The 22275-nt window shown below is 64.4% G+C and carries 22 protein-coding genes; 13 read left to right on the top strand and 9 right to left on the bottom strand.

The features are described 5' to 3' along the window. Positions 1–53 precede the first annotated feature (53 nt). The 10 genes from MAFF_RS22100 to MAFF_RS22055 all read left to right on the top strand — a co-directional run bounded on the left by MAFF_RS22100 (position 54) and on the right by MAFF_RS22055 (position 10445). A complete protein-coding gene (locus MAFF_RS22100; RefSeq protein WP_010913193.1) occupies positions 54–533 on the top strand; it encodes a formate dehydrogenase subunit gamma in 480 nt (159 codons plus the stop codon). Next, positions 530–2086 (top strand): formate dehydrogenase beta subunit, encoded by a 1557-nt coding sequence (locus tag MAFF_RS22095; protein WP_010913192.1) that lies wholly within the window; start codon positions 530–532, stop codon positions 2084–2086. Before MAFF_RS22100 ends, MAFF_RS22095 begins: the two co-directional genes overlap by 4 nt. Positions 2087–2096: 10 nt before the next feature. Then, entirely contained in the window at positions 2097–5009 is a 2913-nt protein-coding gene (gene fdhF / locus MAFF_RS22090) for a formate dehydrogenase subunit alpha (RefSeq protein WP_010913191.1), read from the top strand. Between the two features lie 2 nt (positions 5010–5011). Then, the gene (gene fdhD, locus MAFF_RS22085) at positions 5012–5842 is read left to right on the top strand and encodes a formate dehydrogenase accessory sulfurtransferase FdhD (RefSeq protein ID WP_010913190.1); all 831 of its coding nucleotides are present in this window, start codon (positions 5012–5014) and stop codon (positions 5840–5842) included. Continuing rightward, positions 5832–6140 carry a formate dehydrogenase subunit delta gene (locus tag MAFF_RS22080; RefSeq protein ID WP_010913189.1) on the top strand — a complete coding sequence of 103 codons (309 nt, stop codon included), beginning with the start codon at positions 5832–5834 and terminating at the stop codon, positions 6138–6140. Before fdhD ends, MAFF_RS22080 begins: the two co-directional genes overlap by 11 nt. Positions 6141–6254: 114 nt before the next feature. Continuing rightward, complete coding sequence (locus MAFF_RS22075; protein ID WP_010913188.1) at positions 6255–7808, top strand: alpha/beta fold hydrolase; 1554 nt, start codon at positions 6255–6257, stop codon at positions 7806–7808. Positions 7809–7916: 108 nt separating this feature from the next. Continuing rightward, a complete protein-coding gene (locus MAFF_RS22070; protein ID WP_010913187.1) occupies positions 7917–8396 on the top strand; it encodes a carboxymuconolactone decarboxylase family protein in 480 nt (159 codons plus the stop codon). Positions 8397–8480: 84 nt separating this feature from the next. Next, complete coding sequence (locus MAFF_RS22065; RefSeq protein WP_032933997.1) at positions 8481–8843, top strand: nuclear transport factor 2 family protein; 363 nt, start codon at positions 8481–8483, stop codon at positions 8841–8843. Between the two features lie 37 nt (positions 8844–8880). Further along, positions 8881–9195 (top strand): hypothetical protein, encoded by a 315-nt coding sequence (locus MAFF_RS22060; protein WP_010913185.1) that lies wholly within the window; start codon positions 8881–8883, stop codon positions 9193–9195. A 314-nt stretch (positions 9196–9509) separates the two neighbouring features. Next, a complete protein-coding gene (locus MAFF_RS22055) occupies positions 9510–10445 on the top strand; it encodes an IS110 family transposase (protein ID WP_010910050.1) in 936 nt (311 codons plus the stop codon). Positions 10446–10523: 78 nt separating this feature from the next. Here MAFF_RS22055 and MAFF_RS22050 read toward each other — a convergent pair whose 3' ends face one another. From MAFF_RS22050 to MAFF_RS22025, 6 genes are all read right to left on the bottom strand, one after another. Continuing rightward, positions 10524–11951, bottom strand: a complete 1428-nt coding sequence (locus tag MAFF_RS22050; protein ID WP_010913184.1) for a gamma-aminobutyraldehyde dehydrogenase — start codon at positions 11949–11951, stop codon at positions 10524–10526. A 26-nt stretch (positions 11952–11977) separates the two neighbouring features. Next, positions 11978–12793 carry an ABC transporter permease gene (locus MAFF_RS22045; RefSeq protein WP_010913183.1) on the bottom strand — a complete coding sequence of 272 codons (816 nt, stop codon included), beginning with the start codon at positions 12791–12793 and terminating at the stop codon, positions 11978–11980. Next, positions 12783–13751: an ABC transporter permease gene (locus tag MAFF_RS22040; RefSeq protein WP_044548830.1), complete on the bottom strand. Its 969-nt coding sequence runs from the start codon at positions 13749–13751 to the stop codon at positions 12783–12785. Before MAFF_RS22040 ends, MAFF_RS22045 begins: the two co-directional genes overlap by 11 nt. Continuing rightward, positions 13748–14746: an ABC transporter ATP-binding protein gene (locus MAFF_RS22035; RefSeq protein WP_010913181.1), complete on the bottom strand. Its 999-nt coding sequence runs from the start codon at positions 14744–14746 to the stop codon at positions 13748–13750. Before MAFF_RS22035 ends, MAFF_RS22040 begins: the two co-directional genes overlap by 4 nt. 176 nt (positions 14747–14922) lie before the next feature. After that, the gene (locus MAFF_RS22030; RefSeq protein WP_032933996.1) at positions 14923–16077 is read right to left on the bottom strand and encodes an ABC transporter substrate-binding protein; all 1155 of its coding nucleotides are present in this window, start codon (positions 16075–16077) and stop codon (positions 14923–14925) included. A 214-nt stretch (positions 16078–16291) separates the two neighbouring features. Beyond that, positions 16292–17137 (bottom strand): class I SAM-dependent methyltransferase, encoded by an 846-nt coding sequence (locus MAFF_RS22025; protein WP_010913178.1) that lies wholly within the window; start codon positions 17135–17137, stop codon positions 16292–16294. An 83-nt stretch (positions 17138–17220) separates the two neighbouring features. On the opposite strand from MAFF_RS22025, the gene MAFF_RS22020 reads away from it, so the two are divergent. Continuing rightward, a complete protein-coding gene (locus tag MAFF_RS22020; protein ID WP_010913177.1) occupies positions 17221–17694 on the top strand; it encodes a helix-turn-helix domain-containing protein in 474 nt (157 codons plus the stop codon). A 6-nt stretch (positions 17695–17700) separates the two neighbouring features. Here MAFF_RS22020 and MAFF_RS22015 read toward each other — a convergent pair whose 3' ends face one another. From MAFF_RS22015 to MAFF_RS22005, 3 genes are all read right to left on the bottom strand, one after another. Beyond that, on the bottom strand, positions 17701–18606 hold the full coding sequence (locus tag MAFF_RS22015) for a LysR substrate-binding domain-containing protein (RefSeq protein WP_010913176.1): 906 nt from the start codon (positions 18604–18606) through the stop codon (positions 17701–17703). A gap of 74 nt (positions 18607–18680) precedes the next feature. Beyond that, positions 18681–19298, bottom strand: coding sequence for a DedA family protein (locus tag MAFF_RS22010; protein WP_010913175.1), 618 nt, complete (start codon positions 19296–19298; stop codon positions 18681–18683). Next, complete coding sequence (locus tag MAFF_RS22005) at positions 19295–19894, bottom strand: class I SAM-dependent methyltransferase (protein ID WP_010913174.1); 600 nt, start codon at positions 19892–19894, stop codon at positions 19295–19297. Before MAFF_RS22005 ends, MAFF_RS22010 begins: the two co-directional genes overlap by 4 nt. A gap of 288 nt (positions 19895–20182) precedes the next feature. Here MAFF_RS22005 and MAFF_RS22000 point away from each other — a divergent pair, with 288 nt between their 5' ends. Both MAFF_RS22000 and MAFF_RS21995 read left to right on the top strand, forming a co-directional pair. After that, positions 20183–20857, top strand: a complete 675-nt coding sequence (locus MAFF_RS22000) for a response regulator transcription factor (RefSeq protein WP_010913173.1) — start codon at positions 20183–20185, stop codon at positions 20855–20857. Positions 20858–20867: 10 nt separating this feature from the next. Further along, complete coding sequence (locus MAFF_RS21995) at positions 20868–22229, top strand: sensor histidine kinase (RefSeq protein WP_010913172.1); 1362 nt, start codon at positions 20868–20870, stop codon at positions 22227–22229. Positions 22230–22275: the final 46 nt, after the last annotated feature.

The following is a 22275-nucleotide window of genomic DNA, read 5'->3' as shown; positions in this document are numbered from 1 at the left end:
CTGTTTTTGTAACGACTTAGCGCTAGAACGCTACCGACCAGGGAGGGCGCTGCATGACGATGCAGCCTGCAAGTACCGAGATCGCATCGCGCACGGCGGCGATTATCCAAGAACTGAAAGGCCTCGAAGGCCCGTTGCTGCCGATCCTGCACGAGATCCAGGACGAATTCGGCCATGTGCCGCAGGCGGCGCTACCGGTCATCGCCGATGGGCTGAACCTCTCCAGGGCCGAGGTGCACGGCGTCGTCACCTTCTACCATGATTTCCGTGCCCGGCCGGCCGGGCGGCATGTCCTCAAGCTGTGCCAGGCGGAAGCCTGCCAGTCTATGGGCTCGGATGCCGTCGCCGCCAAGATCAAACAGTTGCTGGGCATCGGTTTCCACGAGACCACCCGCGACGGATCGGTTACACTCGAGCCGGTCTATTGCCTCGGGCTTTGCGCCTGTTCGCCGTCGGCGATGCTCGACGGCGAGGTGATCGGGCGGCTCGATGACGACAAGATCGACGAGATCCTTGCCGAGGTGCGCTCATGATCCCCCGTATCTACATTCCCGGCGATTCCGGCGCGTTGGCGCTTGGCGCCGAAAAGGTCGCCAAGGCGATCGCCAAGGAACTCGCGGAGCGTGGCATCGAGGCCAAGATCGTGCGCAACGGGTCGCGTGGCGCCTATTTCCTCGAGCCGATGGTGGAAGTGGCGACCGCCAACGGCCGCGTCGCCTACGGACCGGTCAAGCCTTCCGACGTCAAGAGCCTGTTCGACAGCGGCTTCCTCACCGGTGGCCACCACAAGCGCTGGCTCGGCGCGCCCGACAAGATCCCGTTCCTGGCCAAGCAGACGCGGCTGACCTTTGCCCGCTGCGGCATCAACGACCCGCTGTCGCTCGACGCCTACAAGTCACTTGGCGGGCTCAAGGGCCTGCAGAACGCCGTCGCCATGGCGCCGGCCGACATCGTCAAGCAGGTGACCGAGTCAGGCCTGCGTGGCCGTGGTGGCGCCGGCTTCCCGACCGGCATCAAATGGAAGACGGTGCTGGATACGACATCCGAGCGCAAATACATCGTCTGCAACGCCGACGAGGGCGACAGCGCGACTTTCGCCGACCGCATGATCATGGAAGGCGACCCCTTCGTGCTGATCGAAGGCATGGCGATCGCCGGCATCGCCACCGGGGCGACCAAGGGCTTCGTTTATATCCGCTCGGAATATCCGCATGCCGTGGCGACAATGAACAAGGCCGTCGAGATCGCCCGCAAGGCCGGCGTCCTCGGCGTCAACGTGCTGGGTTCGCCCAATGCCTTCGACATGGAAATCCGCGTCGGCGCCGGCGCCTATGTCTGCGGCGAAGAAACCTCGCTGTTGAACAGCCTGGAAGGCAAACGCGGCGTGGTGCGCGCCAAGCCGCCGCTGCCGGCCATTCAGGGCCTGTTCGGCAAGCCGACGGTGATCAACAACGTCATCAGCCTGGCCTCGGTGCCGATCATCATGGACAAGGGCGCCGCCTTCTACAAGGATTTCGGCATGGGCCGCTCGCGCGGCACGATCCCGATCCAGATCGCCGGCAATGTCAGGAACGGCGGCCTGTTCGAGACCGCCTTCGGCCTGACGCTGGGCGAGATCGTCGATGACATCGGCGGCGGCACGGCGACTGGCCGTCCAGTGAAGGCAGTACAGGTCGGCGGTCCGCTTGGCGCCTATTTCCCGCGCGCCCTGTTCGACACGCCGTTCGACTACGAGGAATTCGCCAAGCGCGACGGGCTGATCGGCCATGCCGGCATCACCGTGTTCGACGACACGGCCGACATGCTGAAGCAGGCGCGCTTCGCCATGGAGTTCTGCGCCATCGAAAGCTGCGGCAAGTGCACGCCCTGCCGCATCGGCTCGACGCGCGGCATTGAGACCATCGACAGGCTTGCCGCCGGCATCGAGCCGGAAAAGAACCTCGCTCTGGTCACCGACCTCTGCAACACGATGAAGTTCGGTTCGCTGTGCGCACTGGGCGGCTTCACGCCTTATCCGGTGATGAGTTCGATCACGCATTTCCCCGAAGATTTCAAGCCCGCGCCAGCGCGCGTGGCTGCTGAATAGGAGCTGGCAGATGAACATCAAGGCCGACTTCCCATCGCTCGTCGAAGAGATCGACTACGGAACCCCGGAATCGCGGGCGCAAAAGCAGGTCACGCTGAACGTCGACGGCCGCAGCATCACGGTGCCGGAAGGCACCTCGATCATGCGCGCGGCGATGGAAGGCGGGGTCGAGATCCCGAAGCTCTGCGCCACCGACATGCTGGACTCCTTCGGCTCCTGCCGCGTCTGCCTGGTCGAGATCGAAGGCCGCGGCGGCACGCCGGCCTCCTGCACGACGCCGGTCGGTGAAGGCATGGTGGTGCGCACGCAGTCCGACCGGCTCGACGCCATTCGCCGCGGCGTCATGGAGCTTTACGTCTCCGACCATCCGACCGGCTGGAACGAGAAGGCCGGCACCGGCGCCAGCGAATTCGACACGGTGGCGAAGTCGGTCGGCCTGACCGAGAACCGCTATGGCGTCGAGGGCCGCAACCACGTCAAGCAGGAAGACGGCGTGGCGCCCGGCCATGGCTCGCTGGCGGTCGACTACATCGCCCGCGACGAATCCAATCCCTATTTCACCTATGATCCGGCGCAGTGCATCGTCTGCTCGCGCTGCGTGCGGGCTTGCGAGGAGGTGCAGGGCACCTTCGCGCTGACCATCGAGGGCCGCGGTTTCGAATCGCGCATGGTCGCCGGCATGCATGAGGATTTCATCGCTTCCGAATGCGTGTCCTGCGGCGCCTGCGTGCAGGCCTGCCCGACCGACGCGCTGCGCGAGAAGACGGTGCTCGAGAAGGGCATGCCGGAACGCTCGGCCGTCACCACTTGCGCCTATTGCGGCGTCGGCTGCTCGTTCAAGGCCGAGGTGAAGGACGACGAAGTCATCCGCATGATGCCTTACAAGGACGGCAAGGCGAACCACGGCCATAGCTGCGTCAAGGGCCGTTTCGCCTATGGCTACGCTACCCACAAGGACCGCATCCTGTCGCCGATGATCCGCGAGAAGATCTCCGATCCGTGGCGCGAAGTGAGCTGGGAAGAGGCGATCGCCCATACGGCCAAGGAATTCCGCCGGATCCAGTATCAGTACGGCCGCACCTCGATCGGCGGCATCACCTCTTCGCGCTGCACGAATGAGGAGACCTATCTCGTCCAGAAGCTGGTGCGGCAGGGTTTCCGCAACAACAATGTCGACACCTGCGCCCGCGTCTGCCATTCGCCGACCGGCTACGGGCTCGGCCAGACCTACGGCACCTCGGCCGGCACGCAGGATTTCGACTCGGTCGAATTCACCGACGTCGCCGTCGTCATCGGCGCCAATCCGGTTTCCGCCCATCCGGTGTTCGCCTCGCGGCTAAAGAAGCGGCTGCGCCAGGGCGCCAAGCTGATCGTGCTCGATCCGCGCCGCACCGAGATGGTCAAGTCGGCGCATATCGAGGCCGACTATCACCTGCCGCTGAAGCCCGGCACCAACGTGGCGGTGCTGACGTCGCTGGCGCATGTCATCGTCACCGAAGGGCTTTTCGACGAAGCCTTCATCCGCGAACGTTGCGACTGGACGGAGTTCCAGGACTGGGCCTCCTTCGTCGCCTTGCCGGAGAACAGCCCCGAGACCGTCGGCAAGCTTTCCGGCGTCGACCCGGATCTGATCCGAGGCGCCGCGCGGCTCTACGCCAAGGGCGGCAATGGCGCGATCTATTACGGCCTCGGCGTCACCGAGCACAGCCAGGGCTCGACCACGGTGATGGCGATCGCCAACCTGGCAATGGCCACCGGCAATATCGGCCGGCCGGGCGTCGGCGTGAACCCGCTGCGTGGCCAGAACAACGTCCAGGGCTCGTGCGACATGGGTTCCTTCCCGCACGAACTGCCCGGCTATCGCCACATCTCCGGCGAAGCCGTGCGCGACATCTATGAGAGCCTGTGGGGCGTGAAGCTGGACGACGAACCCGGCCTGCGCATCCCCAACATGCTGGACGCCGCCGTCGACGGCTCCTTCAAGGGCATCTACATCCAGGGCGAGGACATTCTGCAGTCCGATCCTGACACCAAGCATGTCGCCGGCGGTCTCGCCGCCATGGAATGCGTCGTCGTGCACGATCTCTTCCTCAACGAGACGGCGAACTACGCGCATGTCTTCCTGCCCGGCTCGACCTTCCTGGAAAAGGACGGCACCTTCACCAATGCGGAGCGCCGCATCAACATGGTGCGCAAGGTGCTGGAACCGAAGGCGCGCTATGCCGACTGGGAGGCGACGCAGGAGCTTGCCCGTGCGATCGGGCTCGACTGGAACTACACGCATCCCTCGCAGATCATGGACGAGATTGCCCAGACGACGCCGAGCTTCGCCAATGTCTCCTTCGAGCTGCTCGACCGCGTCGGATCGGTGCAATGGCCGTGCAACGAGAAGGCGCCGCTCGGAACGCCGATCATGCATATCGACGGTTTCGTGCGCGGCAAGGGCAAGTTCATCCGCACCGAATATGTGGCGACGGACGAGAGGACCGGGCCGCGCTTCCCGCTGCTTTTGACCACCGGCCGCATCCTCAGCCAGTACAATGTCGGCGCGCAGACGCGGCGCACCGACAACGTCATGTGGCACTCGGAAGACCGGCTGGAGATCCACCCGCACGATGCCGAAAACCGTGGCCTGCGCGATGGCGACTGGGTGCGGCTGACCAGCCGCTCGGGCGAGACGACGCTGCGGGCGCTGATCACCGACCGGGTGTCGCCGGGTGTGGTCTACACCACCTTCCACCATCCGGACACGCAGGCCAACGTCATCACCACCGACTTCTCGGACTGGGCGACCAACTGTCCGGAGTACAAGGTGACGGCAGTGCAGGTCGGCGCCTCCAACGGCCCGTCGGATTGGCAGCGCGAGTATGACGAGCAGGCGAGGAACAGCCGCCGCATCGCCTCGCTGCAGGCGGCGGAGTAGCTGTGGCCGCGCGCCGCAAAGCAACGACTGAGATATCGCGGCTGGCGCACCGCGCCAGCGGCGCGGCCGTTGCCAACCGCATGGTGCCGGAGGAGACGCCGGTAGCGTTTTCCTTTGCCGGAACCACGCATGCGGTGATGATGGCGAGCCCCGCCGACTTCGAGGATTTCGCGCTCGGCTTCTCGCTGACGGAAGGCATCATTGCCGACCCGCAAGAGGTCGAGGCGATCGAGGTCGAGGACCATGGCGCCGGCATCGATATCCAGATCCGGCTGAAGGATCAGGCCAATACACGCTTCGAGGCGCGGCGGCGCAGGCTTGCCGGGCCGGTTGGTTGCGGGCTGTGCGGCATTGAATCCATCGAGGAAGCAATGCGCTCCGTCGATGCCGTTGGTGCGTCAAAACTTACGCTTGATGCCGACGACATCGTCCGTTCGGTCAAGCTTTTGTCCAAGGTGCAGCCGCTTCACACCGAGACCGGAGCGGTGCATGCGGCCGGCTTCTATATTCCCGGCAAGGGCGTCGTGATGGCGCGCGAGGATGTCGGCCGCCACAATGCGCTGGACAAGCTGGCCGGGGCGTTGGCCAAAGCCGGCATCGACGGTGCTTCGGGCGCCGTCGTGGTGACGTCGCGCGTGTCGGTCGAAATGGTGCAGAAGACGGCGGCGATCGGCTCGGCCTTCATCATCGCCGTCTCGGCGCCGACCGCGCTTGCCATCCGCACCGCCGATGAGGCCGGCATGACGCTGGTGGCGCTGGTGCGCGGCGAGGATTTCGATGTTTTCACCCACCCCGACCGGGTGGTTTCGGGAGTTGCCCAGCATGTCGCATGACGAAGACCATATCACGAGCACCAGCGAAAAGCTGGTGCGCATGGCCAACCAAATCGCGGCCTTCTTCCATTCCAAGTCGCGCGAGGAAGGTGTTGCCGGTGTCGCCGAGCACATCAACAAATTCTGGGAACCCAGGATGCGGCGGCAGTTCTTCGAACTGCTGGATAGCGGCGAAGGCTTCGACGAACTCGTCGTGGCTGCATCGGCCAGGATCAGGCGGCCGATCACGCCGGCCGAGGCCGATCTCAAGCTCGGGCTCACCCCCTCCCCGGCAGACGTCGCCGCGTCGCAAAAGTAGCCGCAGCGGGCGGTCCGGACATACATTCACCTTCGCTAAAGTTTGAGCTGCCCTATCGAAGCGGCTCTGCTATGGTTGACGATCAGAAGTCGTCAGGCCGGGCGGAAGAAACTCGTGAGGCCGATCGAGACCCGATATGCCCTCAGTGGCGAGGCGCGGATCGCCTATCAGGTGGTCGGCCAGGGTTCGCTTGATCTTGTCTTCGTGCCGGGCTTCATTTCCAATCTCGACCTGCATTGGGAAGACGAAGGCTATACAAGGCTCTTGAGACGGCTGTCGGCATTCTCGCGGCTGATCCTGTTCGACAAGCGCGGCACCGGCCTTTCCGACCGTGTCGATGCGCACAACCTACCCAGTCTGGAAACGCGTATGGACGATGTGCGCGCGGTGATGGACGCCGCCGGCAGCGGTCGTGCTGCCCTGCTTGGCGCTTCGGAAGGCGCGCCAATGGCCATGCTGTTCGCCGCCACCTATCCCGAGCGGACGCGCGCGCTGGCGCTCTATGGTGGATATGCGCATTTCCACAAATGGGTGATGCCGCCCGAACGCCTCAACGCCTTTATCGCCACGGCCGAGACGGCCTGGGGCACCGGTGCCACCTTGCCGAATTTCGCGCCGGGCCGGGTCGACGACGCGCATTTCACCCAGTGGTGGGCGCGATTCGAGCGGCTGTCGGCGAGCCCGACGGCAGCGGCGGCACTGGCGCGAATGAATGCGGAAATCGATGTGCGTGGTGTGCTGGCGGCGATCAGTGCCCCGACTCTGCTGATCCATCGCCGCAACGATGCGCGGGTCGATCCCGACGCCAGCCGCTTCCTGGCCAAGAAAATCCCGAATGCGCGACTGGTCGAGATTCCGGGTCGTGACCATCCGATCTGGACCGGCGATGTCGACCGGGTCGCCGACCTGATCGAGGAGTTCCTGACCGGCACGCGCGCCGTCGCCGAAGCGGACCGTGTGCTGGCGGCACTTCTGGTGACGCGCATCTACGACACGACGCGGATGGGCGACCGTATGTGGAGCGAGCGCAGCGAGCGCTTCCAGGAAACCTGGCGGTTGCTGGTCGGGCGCCATGGCGGCCGAGCGCTGGGCACGCAGGGCGAGATGATGATTTCGCGCTTCGATGGGCCGGCGCGCGCGATACGCTGTGCAGCGGCGCTGCGCGAGGCAGCTCAAGGGATCGGCGTGGCCAGCGCGCAGGGCGTGCATGTCGGGGAGATCGAACTGCGCGGGCCGCCAGTGGGGTTGACGGCCCGCGTGACGATGCAGCTCGCCGCGCACGCCAGCCGGAGCGATATCCTGGCGTCGCGGCTGGTCGCGGATCTGGCAACCGGCTCAGGCCTGCATTTCGAAGACGCCAGCCGGATCACGCTGGACGATCTGGACGAGCCGATGGCGCTGGTGCGGGCAATGTCGGAACAGCACCTGGAGCCTGACTGCCGCGTCAGGACCAAAACGACCGAACCGGCCGTGCTGACGGCGAGGGAAAGCGAGGTGGTGAGCCTGATTGCCGACGGCAAGAGCAATGCCGCGATTGCAGCCGAGCTCAGGCTGAGCGAACACACGGTCAAGCGCCACGTCGCCAACATATTGCTCAAGCTCGACCTGCCGTCGCGAGCGGCGGCGGCAGTATTCTCGGTCCGACACACTGGCCCGGACGGGCCATGAGAGCCATGGCGCTTTCGGGCGAAGCGGCCAGACGGATGTAAGCGCTATCAATTCCCCCATGCAGGCCAGGCGGATATCGCCGGAAGGGCACTGCGAACGGAGGATGAAATGCTCAAGTCAAAGCTGAATGTCAGATCATTTGTGGTCGCGGCAGGGATTGGCGCGCTGCTCACGATCTCTCCCGCAAAGGCCGAGGATGCGTCGGCGACAGCCGCCTACAAGGACATCCAGGCGACGCTCGGCTCGGTGCCGGACATGTTCAAGACACTGCCTGACGTCGCCATCGCCGGCGCCTGGGCCGAGATCAAGGGCGTCCAGCTCAACCCGAAAACCGCTCTGGACGGCAAGACCAAGGAACTGATGGGCCTTGCGGTGGCCTCGCAGATACCCTGCCAGTACTGCATCTATTTCCATACCGAGGCCGCCAAGCTCAACGGCGCGAGCGACGAGGAGATCAAGGAGACGATCGCGATGGCGGCAATCGTGCGCCATTGGTCGACGATGCTCAATGGCAGCCAGGTCGATCTCGCCACGTTCAAGAAGCAGACCGACGACGTCTTCGCTGCCGTCAAGGCGAAGTCGCAGTGAAAATTCCTGCCTGGCGGCGAGCGTCGGACAGCCCCTACTGAATATCAACCGCCCGATCGTCAAGACGGGCACATGGAGGACAAGATGCTGACCAAGACTCAAGTCGTGGATGGCGCGGCGATCAAGAAGGCGATCGAGAGCCGCGATGGCAAGATGCTGTCGAGCTTCTATGCCGACGACGCGTTGGTGCGGGTGATCGACCGCAACAACCCGCCAAGCAAGCCGCGCGAAGTCCGCGGGCGCGCGGCGATCGCCATCTTCTGGGACGACATCTGCAGCCGGGCGATGACCCACAAGGTCGACACCACGATCGCCGACGGCGACAGCCTCGCCTTCACCCAGGCCTGCGCCTATCCGGACGGCACGAAAGTGTTCGCCGCCGCGATGCTGGAGCTGAAGAACGGGCGGATCGCGCGGCAGACCGTCGTGCAAGCCTGGGACGAATAGGCAAGCAGCCGCCAACTCAACCTTGGGAGGAACCAACATGTTCAGCGCCAGATGGCAGATCGACGCGAAGTTCGGGCATAAACAGACCGTGCTCGACCTGTTGAAGAAATGGGAACGCGAGATCGGCTCGCAGGTCGGCCTCGCCGAGCTGAAGTTCCAGATCATGACCGGATCGATCGGCGCACGCGAAGCGACGGTCGAGTCGCACCATCAGGTCGAAAGCCTGGCCCAGCTGGAGGCGATGTTCGCCAAGATCAGCAAGATCGACGCACACGCCAAATGGGGCAAGGAGATGGAGCCCTATGTCGTGTCAGGCACCAGCCTGTGGAACATCTATCGCATCGTCGAGTAACGATGCGCGACGGTCTTACCTCCCCCCTGTGGCAGAGGTCGGATTGCCAACCGATTTGTCCCTCACAGATCGGTTGGCAATCCGGGGAAGGGGTAAGCTGGCGCCAAGCTGGAACACCCCTTGTATCTGCACGGAGGAGACTTTGTGCGATGGAAGCGACTGAGCCTCGAACCGGACGGCCATCCGATTCGAGGCTTGGCGAAGTCGCCCGACACCCCTGCGGCTACAACCGTGGATGAGCCTGGGATCTTCGTCTTCGTCACGCACGACCGAATAGTCGCTTGGCTCCAATCGCACGCACAAGGCAGGTTACCGTGAACACGACCCTCTGTGGAATAGATATTTCGAAAGACTGGCTCGACGCCCATATCGAGCCGATGGGAGCGGCAAACCGCTTCGCCAACGATGCGGCAGGCATCGCCGATCTGGCCGCCTGGTGTCAGAACCATGATGTCGAACTCGTCATCATGGAGGCCAGTGGCGGCTACGAACGGCTGGCCTTCCTGCTCTTGTGGGAGATGGGCCAACCCTGCGGCATGGCCAACGCGAGGAGCGTTCGCTACTTCGCCGAGGCAATGGGTTTCCTGGAGAAGACCGACAGAATCGATGCCGCCGTGATTGCCCGTTATGGTGCCGTCAAGCGGCTCAAGCCGACGCCGCCGCCGAGCGCGGCCCAGCAGCGGCTCAAGGCGCTGGTTGCGCGGCTTTCCCAGGTGGGAGGAGATCTCACCATTCAAAAGCAGCGCAAGAGCACCGCCGACGCCGAAACTATCGCCAGCCTCGATGAAGTGATCGCGCTGCTTGCGCGCCAGAGCCGCAGGCTCGAAGGTGAGATCGCCACGCTCATCGATGACGATCCGCTGTGGGCATGCCTCGACCGAGCCTTCCGCTCGCTCAAGGGTGTTGCCTCTCGCACCGTGGCGCGGCTGATGGCGCAGTTGCCGGAGATCGGCATCCTCTCCAACAAGGCCATCGCCAAGTTGGCCGGCCTGGCGCCGATCGCCAATGACAGTGGCAAGCGCAGCGGTCGAAGACCAGTGCGCGGCGGTCGGGCAGGGCCGCGCGGCGTCCTCTTTCTCGTTGCCAGCATCGTTGCCAAATATGATCCGCATCTGGCAGCTTTCAAGCAACGGTTGCAGACTGCCGGAAAGGAGAAAATGGTCATCCGCATTGCGCTCGCCCGCAAGCTGCTCGTCATTCTCAATGCAAAAGCACGCGACGCGCGTAACGAATTCGCAAATGCAACTTGACACCTCAGATAGTCGCTCATCCGGCTCGGCGCTGCGCGCCGATCCACCTTCTCCCGCAAGGGGAGAAGGACAGGCGTGCTATGCGTGCGCCACCATGACATGCCGCACGGCGGTATAGTCTTCCAGCGCATAGAGCGACATATCCTTGCCGTAGCCGGACTGTTTCAACCCGCCATGCGGCATCTCGTTGGTCAGCATGAAATGGGTGTTGATCCACGTGCAGCCATATTGCAGGCGTGCCGCCGTCGCCATGGCGCGTGAGACGTCCTTGGTCCAAACCGATGACGCCAGGCCGTAGTCACTATCGTTGGCCCAGTTCACCGCTTCGTCGACTTCGGTGAAACGGGTGATCGAGACGACCGGGCCGAACACCTCGCGGCGCACGATTTCGTCCTCCTGCAGCGCGCCGGCGACGACGGTCGGCTGGTAGTAGAAGCCGGTGCCCTCGCCCGGCCTGCCGCCGGTGGTGATCTCGATGTGCTTCAATTCAGAGGCGCGTTCGACGAAGCTCGACACGCGGTCGCGCTGGCGGCGCGAGATCAGCGGGCCGATCTCGTTTTCGGTGTCGTCCGGCTGGTTGTACTTGATGGTCGAGACCGCCGAGGACAGATCGGCGACGAGCTTGTCGTAGATCTTCTTGCCGGCATAGATGCGGCAGGCGGCGGTGCAGTCCTGACCGGCATTGTAATAGCCGAAGGCGCGCAGGCCGTTGACCACCGCACCAAGGTCGGCGTCGTCGAAGACGATGACCGGGGCCTTGCCGCCGAGTTCGAGATGTGTGCGCTTGACCGATTTGGCGGCCGCCTGCAGCACCTTCTTGCCGGTGGCGACGTCGCCGGTGATCGAGATCATGTTGACCTTGGGATGGTTGATCAGCGCGTTGCCGACGCTGTCGCCGCGGCCGAGCACGACATTGACCACACCTTCGGGGAGGATTTCGGCCAGGATCCTGGCCAGCCTCAGCGCCGTCAGCGGCGTCTGCTCCGACGGCTTGAAGACGACGGTGTTGCCGCCGCCGATCGCCGGCGCCAGCTTCCAGGCCATCATCATCAGCGGGTAGTTCCAGGGCGCGATCGAGGCGACGATGCCGATCGGGTCGCGCCGCACCATCGAGGTGTGGCCGGGCAGATATTCGCCGGCGACGACGCCCGGCATCGAACGGACCGCGCCGGCGAAGAAGCGGTAGCAGTCGACGATGGCCGGAATCTCGTCATTGAGCACGGAATTGATCGGCTTGCCGCAGTTCAGCGCCTCGAGAGCGGCGAACTCCTTGGCCTCGGCCTCGATGCGGTCGGCGATCTTGAGGAGATAACCAGAGCGCTGCGCCGGCGTCGTGCGCGACCACGAGACGAACGCTTTTTCGGCGGCTGCCACCGCGGCCTCGATCTGCGCCTGGCTGGCTTCGGGCAGATTGAGGATGGTTGCCCCGGTCTTCGGATTGAGGATCGACTCCTCGGTCTCGGCGCCGTTCTCGAATTTCGAGCCGATCAGCATCTGGGTGTCCATGGACGTCTCTCCCTTACGAACTGACGTTATTTGCCCGAACCGGCGATTTGGTCGCCGTCGCGGGTGAGGTAATAGGCAAACAGGATGGGCAGCAGCGTCACCAGCACGACGACCATGGCCACGACATTGGTGACCGGGCGCTGGCGCGGGCGGATCAGTTCCTCCAGCATCCAGATCGGCACGGTCTGCTGCTGGCCGGCGGTGAAGGTGGTGACGATGACTTCGTCGAAAGACAAAGCGAAGGCCAGCATGCCGCCGGCAAGCAGCGCGGTGGCGATGTTGGGCAGCACGACATGGCGGAAAGTCTGAAAACCATCGGCGCCGAGATCCATCGAGGCCTCGATCATCGAACCGGATGTGCGGCGGAAACGGGCGACCGCATTGTTGTAGACGACGACCACGCAGAAAGTGGCGTGGCCGAGCACGATCGTCCAGAACGAAAAGGGGATGTCGGCGAGCGAAAAGGCCGAGCGCAGCGCGATGCCGGTGATGATACCGGGCAGCGCGATGGGCAGGATGACCAGCAGCGAGATGGTCTCGCGGCCGAAAAATTTCGTCCGTGACACCGCGGCGGCGCACAGCGTGCCGAGCACCAGCGCAATCGTCGTCGAGATGGCGGCGACGCGCACCGACAGCGACAGCGCCTCCCAGACGTCAGGCCGGTTCCAGGTGACGGCGAACCATTGCGTGGTCAGCCCGGGCGGCGGCCAGACGAAGCTCTTCTCCTCGGTGGTGAAGGCGTAGACGAAGATCAGCAGGATCGGCAAATGCAGGAAGAGCAGGCCGCAGGCGGCGGCGATCTTCAGGCCGAGCGGAGCCGATTGACCACGGTCAGAGCGCATCGAAGGCCCCCATGCGCTTGGCGCCCCAGAGGTAGAAGCCCATGATGACGATGGGCACCACGGTGAAGGCGGCGGCGAGCGGGATGTTGCCGGCGGTGCCCTGCTGCGAATAGACGGCCTGGCCGATGAACAGGCGCGACGTGCCGATGATCTGCGGGATGATGTAGTCGCCCAATGTCAGCGAGAAGGTGAAGATCGAGCCGGCGACAATGCCGGGCAGGGCCAGCGGGAACAGCACGTTGCGGAAGGTCTGCCCCGGCGAAGCGCCGAGATCGGAGGAGGCTTCGACCAGATTGCCGGGCACGCGCTCGAGGGCGGCCTGTACCGGCAAGATCATGAAGGGCAGCCAGACATAGACGAAGACGATGAAGGTGCCGGTGAACGACACCGACAGCGAGTTGCCGCCGACAACCGGCAGCGACAGCCAGGCATCGAGCAGCCATTGCAGATGCAGTTTGCCGAAGAGCCAGGTGAGGATACCTTCCTTGGCCAGGATCAGCTTCCAGGCATAGATCTTGACCAGATAGCTCGACCACAGTGGCAGCATGACGCCGAGATAGAACAGCGCCTTCCAGCGGCCACGCGCATAGCGCGCGGCGTAGTAGGCGATCGGAAAGGCGACGATGGCCGAGGCCACGGTGACGAGGGCCGCCATGGTGACCGTGCGCAGGATGATGTCGAGATTGGCGGCCTGCAACAGGTCGCCATAGGTCTTCAGCGTGAACTGGCGGTTGATGAGGCCGGAGAACTCGTCGATGGAGAAAAAGCTCTGCGCCAGCAGCGCGAAGAGCGAGCCGATATAGACGATGCCGAGCCACAGCACCGGCGGCAAGAGCATGAGCAGCAGAAGCAGTTGCGGCCGACGCCAGAACAGGTCCGACAGCGCGCCGCGCATGCCGCCGCTGCCGGGCAGGATAGCGGGGGCCGTGGCGCGCGGCATGGTGACGTCGACGCTCATGCCGGCTCATCCATCAGATGCAGGTGCTCGCGGTTGAAGGTGAGCACCACCGCTTCGCCCTCGGCAGGCAGCACCGTGCCAGCCGGGACCACGGCGTGCAGCTTCAATCCGTCGGCATCGAGCGCCAGCCTAGTGGTGGCGCCGAGATAGTTGGTCGAGACGAGGCGGGCGGCGACGCCTTCGCCGGTTGCCGCGCGGCTGACGCGAATGGATTCAGGGCGCAGACTGCCCCAGCGATGCTGGCCGGAATAGCGCTGGACGAAATCCGGCGGCAGCACGTTGGAGGAGCCGACGAAATCGGCGACGAAGCGGGTTCTCGGCCGCTGATAGATATCCTCCGGCGTGCCGATCTGCATGATCCTGCCGTCGTTGAAGACGGCGACGCGGTCGGCCATCGACAGCGCCTCGCCCTGGTCATGGGTGACGAAGACGAAGGTGATGCCGAGCGCCTTCTGCAGCGATTTCAGCTCCTCCTGCATGTTCTCGCGCAGCTTCAGGTCGAGCGCGCCGAGCGGCTCGTCGAGCAGCAGCACCTTGGGCTGGTTGACCAGAGCGCGGGCGAGCGCGACACGCTGGCGCTGGCCGCCGGAAAGCTGGCCGGGGCGGCGGGCGCCGTAGCCGGGCAACCTGACGAGCGACAGTGCTTCCTCGGCCGCCTTGTGCCGCGCTGCCTTGCCGACGCCCTTGACCATCAGCCCATAAGCGACGTTATCAAGCACATTGAGATGCGGGAACAGCGCATAGTCCTGGAAGACAGTGTTGACGTTGCGGCGATAGGGCGGCACGCCCTCGGCGCGTTCGCCGAAGATCGAGAGCGAACCCGAAGTCGGCTGCTCGAAACCGGCGATGAGGCGCAGGCATGTCGTCTTGCCGGACCCGGAAGGCCCAAGCATGGCGAAGAACTCGCCCGGCGCGATGTCGAGGTCGACCGCGTCGACCGCGCGCACGCTGCCGAAATGGCGCGAGACTTTCTGGAAGGAGACGGCTGATGTCATGGGCTGTCCTGATCTGTCAGGCTCATCAAATTCAGGCGGCGTGCTGCCCCTCATCCGCCTGCCGGCACCTTCTCCCCGTATAGTGACGGGGAACGCTGGCGACCCCCCCTCTCCCCGTTCTTCACGGGGGAGAGGGTAAGGGTGAGGGGCAGCGCTATGTTCTCAGCGAAGCGGAATCACCGTCCGCCGATGACGCCGATATAGTCCGACACCCAGCGGTAGTAGGGCACGCACTGGTCGTTCTGGGTGGCGCATTTCGAGACCGGCGTCTTCCAGAACTTGATCTTGTCGAAATTGTCGTAGCCGTTGGTCTTGCAGCCTTCATCGGTCAGGAGCTCGTTGCCCTTGCAGGCGGCGGGCACCACGGGGAGCGATCCGAACCAGGCCGAGACATCACCCTGCACTTTCGGCGACAGCGAATGTTCGAGCCACATATAGGCGCAGTTCGGGTGCGCCGCGTCGGCTTCCATCATGGTGGTGTCGGCCCAGCCGGTGACGCCTTCTTCCGGCACGGTCGAGGCAACCGGCTTCTTGGCCGCGACCAGCGTGTTGACCTGATACGGCCACGAACCGGAGGCGACGACACCTTCATTCTGGAAATCGTCGACCTGGATGGCTGCATCATGCCAGTAGCGGCCAACCAGCGTGCGCTGCACGCGCAGCAGTTCGAGCGCCGCCTTGTACTGGTCTTCGTTGAGTTCGTAGGGATCCTTGATGCCGAGTTCCGGCTTATGGAACATCAGATAGTTGGCAGCATCGGCGATGTGGATCGGCCCGTCATAGGCCTGGACGCGGCCCTTGTTGGACTTGCCGTCCGGCAGCTTCATCTCCTCGAAGACGACGTTCCAGCTCTTGGGCGCTTCCTTGAACACCTCGGTGTTGTACATCAGGATGTTCGGTCCCCACTGGTAAGGAACGCCGTAATGCACCTTGTCGACGGTGAACCAGGGGGCGTCCTTCAGCCGGTCGTCGACCGTCTTCCAGCTCGGGATGAGATCGGTGTTGATCGGCTGCACGCGCTTGCCGGCGACGAGGCGCAGCGAAGCATCGCCCGAAGCCGTGACGAGGTCGAAGCCCCCCTCGTTCATCAGCGAGACCATCTCGTCGGAGGTGTTGGCGGTCTTGACGTTGACCTTGCAGCCGCTCTCCTTCTCGAAGGCGGTGACCCAGTCATAGCCCTTGTCGGTCTCGCCGCGCTCGATGTAGCCCGGCCAGGCAACGATGTTGACCTGGCCCTCGCCCTTGCCGAGTTCCTTGACCTGGGCGATGGCCTGACCCGAGAAGGTCAGCGCGACCGTCAGCGCCGTGCATGACTTCAGGAATGAATTCATCATCGATCTCCCATTTTGGCGCATGCCCCCGAAACCGCTCCGGTTGTCGCCAGATCACGCGCGGACTGAAAAACATATCAGTTCGTCCTGTGGACTTGATGTCGCTCTGCTGGCGGCTTTGGTCCCTGAAACCGAAGGTGCTTGGAAAATTCCGGTTTCGCAAATTCATTTGTCAGAAAGTCGATATCGGTTTTTCCGATAGATAGCCACCGTTTCAAGCAAGTGCCGTCACCAGCCAGCAGGCGGCATTGAAGCGAGCCTCACCGTCGTCAACGAAAGGCGCGAACGCAGCCGGCAACACCGTGGTGATTCTTTCGGCCGTTGCCCGGTCAACCTCGCGCAGCGCGGCGCCGAGCGGCCCTAGCCGGGTGGCATACGCCATCAGATCGCGTTGGGCGATCCGACACGGGACGTCCGCCTGTTCGACTTCGATTGAAGCCCAGCCGCTCGCTTCCAGGATCCGCCTCACCTTGGCGCCGTCGGCAAAGGCAAACTGACCCGGCGCATCGGGGTCTGGCGCGGGTGCAGGCGGCAGGAAAGGCGCAGCCGCTCGCACGGCGGTCGTCATGAAATCATTCTCAAGCGGACTGCGCCAGGCAACAAAGGCGAGTTTGCCACGGCGCCTCACGGCCTTTCTTATGTTGGTGAACGCGGCCATGGGATCATCGAAGAACATGACACCGAAGCGGGAGATTGCAGCGTCGAAATGCCCGGATTCGAACGCATATGTCTGGGCATCGCCCACTTCAAAACTTGCGTTTGCTACCTCTCCCAGCTTCGTGCGCTCCGTCGCCAGGGCGACAAGCGGTTGCGAGATGTCGAGCCCCACACAATTTCCGTCGTTGCCCACGCGGCGCGCCATCGCCAGGGTTGTGGCGCCGGCGCCACAGCCGATGTCCAGGACATTGCCCCCTTCCCTGGGATAGCCGGCATCGACCACCAGCCGCTCGAACGGCGCCAGTATCTCGTCGAGGATCGGCTGCATCTCGACCCAGGCCTTTCCGCTGACATCGTTCCAGAGCACTGCTTGCCGTGTGTTCGGCGGCGCGGATTGCGGCATAACGGACCTCGCTTTCATGTTGCTCTAACTGATCGTCGCGAGCACTCTACGAGTTCAAGCCGACTTGAGGTCAAGCATGAAATATGGACATTGCCGAAGTGTCGCGCCGCACCGGCGTGCCCGCCTCCACACTTCGCTACTACGAGGAGAAGGGCCTCGTCGCCTCGATCGGCCGTCGCGGCCAGCGCCGCCTGTTCGACCCTGCCGTCCTGGACCGACTCGCCTTGATCGCGCTCGGACGCGCCGGTGGATTCACACTGGACGACATTTCCTCGATGCTGACGCCCGACGGCCTGCCGAAAATGGATCGAGGGCGCCTCGATGCCAAGGCGAATGAACTGGACCAAATCATCCAGCGCCTGAGGGCCATCCGAAAGGCTTTGCGTCACGCCGCTAAATGTCCGGCCGCCCGGCCGATGGAGTGCCCGACTTTCTGCCGCGCCGTCAGGCTTGCGGGCGCCGGCCGCTTCGAGGTTGCTCCGCTCGCGCCGTTCAGGGCGGAGGCGGTTTCCGTCACAAGGCGCAAGCGCGAGACTGGCGACGTTCGCCTGGAGTAGGCCATACTAGCGGCGGACCGTGCGCTGCGACTGGGCAAGGCCGATGAAATCGCGCGCCGCTTGCGGCAGGCTAGAACCGCGCCGCCAGACCATACCGACCTGCACCACCGGCAAGGAGCCCGAAATATCGCGCGATTCGATGCGGTCGCCTTCCAGCGACCATGGCCGATAGACGAGATCGGGCAGCAATGCCACGCCGGCGCCGGTGGCGACCAGGCTGCGCACGGCTTCCACCGAACGGGTGCGGAAGGCGACATGCGGCTTGGCGCCGATCGCCGCCAGCAGCTTTCCCGTGTTCTCCTCGATCTCGTCGACGGTGAGCATGATCAGCGGCTCGCCGGCGATATCGCCAATGCTGATAATGTCGGCGCCGACGAGCGAATGGCCAAGCGGCAGCCACAGGCGATAGGCCGAGACTTCGAGGATTTCCGATTGCAGCGCCGTGCGGTCGCGCAGATTGGAGGTGACCATGACGGCGATGTCCAGCTTGCCGCCGATCAAGAGGTGTTCGAGGTAGTCGCCATTGTCCTCGATGGCCGAGACCTCGACGCCCGGATAGGCGCGGCGGTAGCGGGCAAGCAGATCCGACAGCACATAGCCGGCGACCAGCGAGGTGACGCCAAGCTGCAGCCGCCCTCCCGCCACCGCTTGTTCGCCGGAAAAAGAGCGGCGGGCGTCGGACACGTCGGCAAGGATCTTGGTCGCGTGGCGCAGGAACTGGTGGCCCTTATGGGTGATGTTGAGGCCGCGCGGATGGCGTTCGAACAATTCGACGCCGAGATCGCTTTCGAGCTCCTTGATCGCTTCGGTGACCGACGATTGCGAGATGGAGAGATTCTGCGCGGCGCCCGACACCGTGCCTTGTTCGGCGACGGCGATGAAGAATTGCAACTGGCGGATGGTGAAGGCCATGGCCGGACTAAACACCGGCGGCCGGGCGAAGGAAAGCCGACGGCGGAACTTATCCCATGACCGGAGACTGGTGCTCAGCCGAGCGCCAGCCTGATGCGCCGCCGCCATGCGGGCCCATAGCGCAATGCAAGCATGAAGGCCGTCTCCAGCGCCACGACAATGACGATGATGCGCAAGCCCACCGTGAAGGAATCCTGGCCGCTGCCGCGCAAAAGATAGCCGGTCAGGAGGAAGCCTGCATTCCAGATTGTGGCGCCCAGCAGCGTCGCCATCGCGAAGGGCAGCGCCGGCAGACCAAGCGCGCCGGCCGCGATCGGCAGATAGTTGCGCACCGTCGGGATGAACTGCGCCAGCAGCGACACCCGGACATGATTGCGGCGATAGGCCTGGCCAAGCTTGCGGTAGGTTACCGGGCGCAGGAAGACATATCTGCCGACCCGTTCGATCAGCCGGTCGGCACGGTTAAATCCGATCCGGCGGCCAACCCCATACCAGACAAGGCAACCGGCGAAGGAGGCAAGTGTCGTCACCGCCAGCAGGATCGCCAGCATCGAACTGTCCGGCGCCGCCGTCATGCCGAGGAACAGCAGCAGCACATGCGAGGGCGGGATCGGCAGGATCTTCTCGGTGAAGGCGAGGCAGAAGACGCCGAACAGGCCGAAGCCGAGAATGGCCGACAACGGACCGGTCACGCGAAGCGCCAGTCATAGGTCCCGAGCGTCTTGATCCTGGCGACGCGGTAGACCGTCGCCGGCGGGAAATTGCGAAAGGTATGGCCGATCCGCGTGACTTCGAGATCGAGCCGGTCGAGCAGCGATTGATCGAATGGGCAGCGCCGGCCGAGTGTGAACTGATAGAGCGCCCCGCCCGGGCGAAGGTTCGCGAAAACGCCTTCGAGAATGGCAAGCGTCTTGCGCGGTGAAATCAGGCGGACGGGCAGCCCGCTGACGGCGGCGCCAACCACCGGGCCAGGGAAGAGCGACAGATGACGCAGGCCGACGGCATCCATTTCGAAAATCCGGGCGGCCGGAAAGCGTCGCATGAGAAGTGCTGCAAAATCCGGATCGGACTCGATCAGAGTCAGATCGTCTTCCCGCACCCCGCGCGACAGCAGGGCCCGTGTGAACGGGCCGGTTCCAGGACCGAGCTCCAGCACAGGGCCTGTCTCGGGACCGATGTCGCGTGTCATCAACGCCGCCAGGCTGGAACTGGACGGCGTGACGGAGCCGATCCTGAACGGCGCCACGGTCCACGCCATGAGAAAAGACAGGGCATCATGTGCAGGCATAACCAACCTCGATCCGGACAACGGCACGCCAAAATTTGGCGCGGCCGCTCGATTTCGTTTCGGCGTCGGACCCGATCCTGTTGCATCGTCGGGCCCGACGCCTTGACGCCGGCATGGGCGGTTCCTGCCGGCCGGCGCTGTTTGCCGTGGCTGGATTGCATAGACATTGCGCAATAGCGCGGATGCAAAGAAAGGACTTGCCGGCCACGGGCCATTCGGCTTTGCCATGTCTGCGCAATGTTGGCGCGGTAGCGCCCGATGCGGTGTGCTCGTTGCCGGGGAGTATGAATGCGTATCTTGCTGGTCGAAGACGAGCCCGAGATGGTCTCGGCGCTGCGTGCCGCGCTGAAGCGCCACGACATGGTGGTCGATCACGCCGGCACATTGCTTGAGGCGGAAGGCTTCGTCGCCGTCGACAGCTACGACGCCATCCTGCTCGACCGCCAGTTGCCCGACGGCGACGGGCTGTCGCTGGTGCCGAGATTGCGCTCGGCGGCGAACACCACGCCGGTGCTGGTGCTGACGGCCAAGGGCGACACGTCCGACAAGGTCGATGGGCTGGACATGGGCGCGGACGACTATCTGGCAAAGCCGTTCGCCTTCGAGGAATTGCTGGCCCGCTTGCGCGCATTGCTCAGGCGGCCGGCGCCGCTGCAGTCGCAATTCATCCGCGCCGGCCATCTGGTGCTCGATGTCGGACATCGCGAGGCGGCGATCGGCGGCGAGCCGCTCAGCCTGCCGCGCCGCGAACTGCTGGTGCTGGAAGCACTGATGCGGCGCACCGGCCGCATGGTGCAGCGCGAGGCGCTGATGGAAGCGGTGTTCGGCCTCGACGACGAGATCCAATCCAACGCGCTCGACACCCATGTCTCGCGCCTGCGCCGCAAGCTCGCCGACGCCGATGCCGGCGTGACGATCAACGGCATTCGCGGCGTCGGCTATCTGCTGCGCGAAACGACGTGAGCCTCAATCGATGAGCCTCAAGCGCCCGCGTTCGCTCAAATGGAGCCTGGTGCTGCGCATCGCCTTACTGCAATGCGCGATGCTGACGCTGATCATCGTCGGCATTCTCGGCGCGTTGCTCGCCACCGGCCTCATTCCGCACGACTATGAGGACGGCACGATGGACGTGCTGGCGGATGCGGTGGCGCGTGACGCTGGCGGCAAGCTTGTGCTGCGCGAGACCTCGGATCTGACGAAACTGCGATCCGAAGTCCCCGACCTCTGGTTCATTATCCGCGACAAGCCGGGGCAGCGGCTGCAGGAAGGCACGGTTCCGGCCATCTTCCAGCCTTTCGCCGAACTGCTGGACACGATCAGCGACGCGCGTATCGACAATTCCATCGGCGAGAGCGCGCCGCCGGATGCAAAGATCCGCTGGACCGAAACGGCCGCGGGCAACGTCCAGATCTTCACCGGCACCAAGGGCGGGCTTTCGCTGCTGCGCCTGCTCGGACAGGCGCCGCAATTCTTCCTGCAAGGCATATTGCCGCTCGCCGGCCTCATGGCGCTGGCCACGCTCTTCGCGACGCCGTGGGTGGTGCGCGGCGCGCTGTCGGGTCTTGGCCATGCGGCCGCCGAAGCCGAACGCATCGACATCGACCAGCGCGGCGTGCAACTGCCGCTGAAGGATGTGCCAAAGGAAGTCACGCCGCTGGTCAAGGCGGTGAACGCCGCCCTTGCGCGCCTCGACAAGGGATACGAGCGCCACAAGCGCTTCCTTACCGATGCCGCCCATGAGCTCCGAACGCCGGTCGCCATCCTCAACACACGCCTGGCCTCGCTGCCGGCGACACCGGAACGGGCACGGCTGCTGCAGGACGCCGCACGGCTTTCGACGCTGACCGACCAGTTGCTCGACCTGCAACGCCTCGATCGGCAGACCACGCCTTTCGAGAAAGTCGATCTCGTGGCGATCGCGCGCGGCGTCATCGTCGACCTCGCGCCGATGGCGTTTTCGGCCGGATACGAGATGTCGTTCGAGCCGGAACGGGAAACGGTTTTCGCCACCGGCGATCGCACCGCGATCGAGCGCGCGGTGACCAACATCGTGCAGAACGCCATCGAGCATGGCGGCAGGGCTGGCAAGATCACCGTCAGTGTCACCGCTTCCGCTGTCATCGAGGTGCGGGACGAAGGCGACGGCGTACCGCCAGACGAGCGCGAACGCATCTTCGAGCCCTTCTACCGGCTGCGCCCGCAGGATCACGGCGCCGGGCTCGGCCTCAACCTGGTGCAGGAAATCATGCAGTTGCATGGCGGGCGCATCGATATCCTCGACGGCAAGCCGAGCGGCGCCTGCTTCCGGATGAGTTTTCGCGCCTTGCCGGCCTGAAGCGCGTCGCCTGAACCCGTCCAGGCACTTCGCGCTTCAGGCGGGT

This window comes from Mesorhizobium japonicum MAFF 303099, from assembly GCF_000009625.1.
GTDB lineage: Bacteria > Pseudomonadota > Alphaproteobacteria > Rhizobiales > Rhizobiaceae > Mesorhizobium > Mesorhizobium japonicum.
Note: the sequence above shows the minus strand (reverse complement) of the source record. Positions and strands in the feature narration are given on the sequence as shown.